Raw genomic sequence first — 1523 nt, forward strand, 5'->3', positions numbered from 1 at the left:
CATTCCCGGATTGACAGCAGGGTCTATGGAAGGGGCGACAGCCTATTCATATCCGCTGATTTTCCTGCCGTTTATCAGTTCGGCCTTTGTCCCCACTGAAACCATGCCTAAAATTGTCCGTGCGTTCGCTGAGAACCAACCGGTGACTTCAATCGTGAATGCGATTCGTGCCATCTTGTATGAAGGGTCTATTGGTAATGATATCTGGATTGCACTTGCCTGGTGTGTCGGCATCATGTTCATCGCTTTCTTCTTCGCTAGTAAAGCATTTAAACGCCAGTTAGGGTAAGTCGAAGGTTGATACGACCCTGGTCAAGAGTACTTCACAAGTCAGAAGATCCATCAAATCTCATTGACTACTCAAATTTGGGTCATTCTTGATTGAAGGTGAAGCCTCTAATCAGGGTTGTGGGAATAGGTTGTTTTAGGGATCCCAAGAAATCGCTCTTCATAAGACAATTTTGAACCACCATTCAAAGCCGCTAAAATAGCGGCTTTTTGTTTTGTTCAAGAAACCAAGTTCTTGTTCCTAACAAGGGGGAAAACATTCTTATAATCCAATCCTTCACACTGCGCTTTTTCTCGCAAATAATGTAATGACAGATGACGGAAAGATTGACGAACAGCAGCCTTGAAACAGTTGCCATGGAGGACAAGCCTTGTGCAAGCAAGGAGAAAATGACGACAAAGGTGAAGATGTACATTTGTTGAGTTAAATATGTCGTGGTGAAGTACATGATACCTGCGATACCAACGTCTCGGTTCCTACCTTGGAGAAGCATCCAAAGCGATATGTCAATAGCCTTTATTTTATGAAAAATAGGTTTTAGCACGGGTGAAGATAGATGTTAGTCCATGCCTGTAGCCAACTACCTACGTACACTGAGCTATGAATATAGGGAGGTGTCCTAATTGAGTTGTCCAGATGAGAAAAAAAGGTGTAATAAAAAAATTGCAACTGTACATTCTCCAAAAGGAAAAAGAAAAAATCGTAGAGTAAAAGTAATTAAAAAAATAGTACAGGTAACATGCCCTCCACCTGAAGTGAATGTAACTACGCCTAAAGTTGTTGGCCCAACAGGACCCCAAGGTACACAAGGGATCCAAGGGATCCAAGGGGTCCAAGGAAATCAGGGTGTACAAGGACTGCCCGGACCACAAGGGCCAGCTGGAGGGCCCCCAGGTCCTCAAGGACCGCAAGGGCAACCTGGTCCAGCGGGAGCAGTAGGTCCTCAAGGTGAAGCAGGTCCAGCGGGTCCGATTGGTGCACAAGGTGTTCCAGGGGAACAAGGCGTTGTGGGGCCACAAGGCCCTCAAGGTGTACCTGGTCCAGCCGGAGCCATCGGACCACAAGGATTTGTTGGACCAACTGGAGCAACGGGTACAGCAGGTACGGCTGGAGTAGCAGGCCTAGCAGGCCCAGCGGGAGCAACTGGCGCAACAGGTACGGCTGGAGCAGCAGGTCCAGCGGGCCCAGCGGGAGCAACTGGCGCAACAGGTACGGCTGGAGCAGCAGGTCCAGC

General features: G+C 48.1%; 1 protein-coding gene and 1 pseudogene. Both read left to right on the forward strand.

What is annotated here, in order from left to right; translation table 11 throughout:
* Positions 1-289: ABC transporter permease (locus tag HP548_RS02425; protein ID WP_175380762.1), on the forward strand; the 289-nt coding region annotated here is incomplete at its 5' end.
* Positions 290-1044: 755 nt separating this feature from the next.
* Positions 1045-1523 (forward strand): annotated as a pseudogene (locus HP548_RS02430) (collagen-like protein); the annotation flags it as partial.

The organism is Paenibacillus taichungensis, assembly GCF_013359905.1.
Lineage (GTDB): Bacteria > Bacillota > Bacilli > Paenibacillales > Paenibacillaceae > Paenibacillus > Paenibacillus taichungensis.